Here is a 2730-nt window from a genome sequence, read left to right on the forward strand (position 1 = left end):
GTCACTTGCTCGCCCAGCAGGACGGCACGACCGTCTCCAAGCATATTCAAGTGCCCGAATTGATGTCCGGCATACGCCTGGGCCAGTGGCGTCGCTCCTACCGGCAACTGGTTGCCCGCCAGCATCGCAGTCCCGTCGTCGCTACGCAGTGCCTGCGAGTCTAGACCGAGAGAGACGGCCAGCCGCTCATTCAGTACGACGATCCGGGGTGACTTCACCGGTGTCGGATCCTGAATCGTGTACATAAGGGGCGGGAGCTTGGCATAACTGTTATCGAAATTCCAACCTATATTGGATTGTGCTTGATAGTTCGTCATCGTATCTCCTTTTTTGATGCATCGTTAATTAACCACTACCCTATATATAAACACAAGTCAGGTTCGTATAGAAGAAAGTTAGGATGTTTCCATATCTAGTATGCCACATCAACCACCCTGAATATCGATCCATTTAAAAAAGAACTAGCCCCACTCTTGTACAAATCTCAGGATATTGCCAGTATGGTATGCCGCGAGCCTGCTCGCGAACGCTTGATCCGGGAACCCGCGATGCAGCAGCTTCAGGCCGCCGCCAGTCAAAGAAATGTAATGATAAAGACGGTAGAACTGCATCCGATTCCAATCCAGCCGATCACCGGCCAGATCACGATACCGATCCCCGAAACGCAGCTCCAGGAATACATGCTCATATTCGATGTCGAAAAACCTCGCCCCTTCAATATCAATGAGATAGGGCTTCTGCTCCTGTGTCACGATCACATGGTCTGGCCCAAGCTCTCCGTGAATATACCCATAGAGCCGTCTTGCATCAATACTCGCCCCCAACTGATCCAGCACGGTTAAGATGTGATCATGCTGCTTCTGAATCGACTCCACCTGCTGTGATAAGAAGGATAACTCCTCCTTGGCCTCCTTAAGCAACAAGAGATGGCAAGGTTCCAGGTTCTTTTCGCCAGAATCGGGTCGTCCGTGAAATGCTCTCTCATGCGCATGCATATTCGCGATCATCTCCCCCAAACGTCCGAAGACCCGCTTCTGAGCCAGCGGATCGGAATGACCCATATAAGCCTCTGCCTTCGGACCATGAATATATTCCACCAACGCGTAATCGAACGGATATCGCGAACGTTCAACATTAAGATCATATAACGCCGGAGTAAGCACCCCGCTCTCCCGCATGAAACGATGATTGATCTGAAAGGACAGACCGCCGAAGGAGCGTTCCTCTGTCTCTTCCTGGCTGATCTCCTCCTGGAAATAATTATGATTCAGGTCCCAGACGTACAGCATACAAGCGAACCCGTTCGTACACTCGATCTTGTACACGACCTTCTGCGCCCCACCCTGCATTCTTACAACATCGGCTGCAGCATATCCACTTCCCAGCACTTTCGCAACATACTCTTGCAATTCGTGTTCAGGCAGATGACCATTCCATGTCATGCAATCACGCTCCATTATCGGTTTTGCCTAAAATATCCATACGAATAATAAGCCCTTGGACACAGTCCGAGGGCTTTGTTGATGGTTCATCTTCATCAGCTCTTCAAGAAATCCGGATCGGCAAAGCTTGGGTTCGGATACGTATAAAAGCCTTCCCCTGTAGCCCTCCCAAGTTTGTTCTTATCGATGTACTCCGATTTCAGTAATTCGGCAACCTTCTTATACTCGTCATGCCCTGTCACCTGAGCCTTCGCATGCCCGATATTATACGCCGTATTAATGCCTACGACATCGAGGATGGCAAAGGGTCCTAGCGGCGCACCGGTAGCAACCATCCATGTTTTGTCGATCGTTTCCGGATCAGCGACCTCGCGTATCAAGAGCATCTGTGCAGCTTCCAGCAACGGCACCAACAGCGAATTCAGGATGTAACCCGGCTGCTCTTTATGCAGCGGCAAAGCCACCATGCCAATCGCCTTCGCGAATTCGATCACTTCATGGAACACGTCCATATCCGTTCCCGGATGCTTCATGATCTCAGCCGTGTTGTTCCTCCAGATTTCATTGGCAAAATGCAGCGCCAGAAACTTCTCCGGCCGACCTGTCTCCTCCGCGAATTGACTAGGCAACAAGGTTGACGAGTTCGTCGCAAAGATCGTCTTCTCCGGCGCTGCCGCCCCAAGCTCTCGATAGAAGTCCTTCTTCATCTGCACTACTTCCGGAATCGCCTCAATCACGAGGTCGGCTTCGGCGGTAGCGCGCGATAAGTCACTACTGAACGTCATGCGGTCATAGGCCGCATTCACATCAGCCTCTGAAGCACCGAGATCCGCTTGATATCTTGGCTTGAGAGCCATAATTCTCTCTTTCGCCTTCTCCAGCGACTCGTCATTAATATCGTACACCGACACATGGAAGCCCTTGAAGGCCGTCTGATAGGCGATCTGACTTCCTAACACGCCGCTGCCGGCAACGGTAACATTCCGATAATTCAATTTCATTCTCCTCTGGTGTATGGGATATTGTAAATATCCCCATAAAGGAGCAAAGCATACTACTAAACTGACCTTTACTTCCGATTAGCCAGTTTGGCAAGCAAACGAATAATCTCGATATACAACCAAATCAACGTAACCAAGAGACCGAAGGAGCAGTACCATTCCATATATTTGGGTGCACCCTGCTGTGCGCCCTCTTCGATCAAGTTGAAATCAAGCACGAAGTTCAGCGCAGCGATAATAATAATGAATATCGATATGCCAATGCCAATGGGTGTACTGTCATGCAG

At 50.2% G+C, this 2730-nt stretch carries 4 protein-coding genes; all 4 read right to left on the minus strand.

Annotated features, from left to right (window positions below):
* Positions 1-317: protein adenylyltransferase SelO family protein (locus ACFRAK_RS27280; protein ID WP_394572921.1), on the minus strand; the 317-nt coding region annotated here is incomplete at its 3' end.
* Between the two features lie 144 nt (positions 318-461).
* On the minus strand, positions 462-1442 hold the full coding sequence (locus tag ACFRAK_RS27285) for an aminoglycoside phosphotransferase family protein (RefSeq protein WP_394572922.1): 981 nt from the start codon (positions 1440-1442) through the stop codon (positions 462-464).
* Between the two features lie 95 nt (positions 1443-1537).
* Positions 1538-2437, minus strand: coding sequence for a 3-hydroxyacyl-CoA dehydrogenase (locus ACFRAK_RS27290; protein ID WP_394572923.1), 900 nt, complete (start codon positions 2435-2437; stop codon positions 1538-1540).
* Between the two features lie 74 nt (positions 2438-2511).
* A partial coding sequence (locus ACFRAK_RS27295; protein WP_394572924.1) for a Bax inhibitor-1/YccA family membrane protein occupies positions 2512-2730 on the minus strand: 219 nt, incomplete at its 5' end.

Source organism: Peribacillus sp. NPDC056705 (assembly GCF_043656335.1).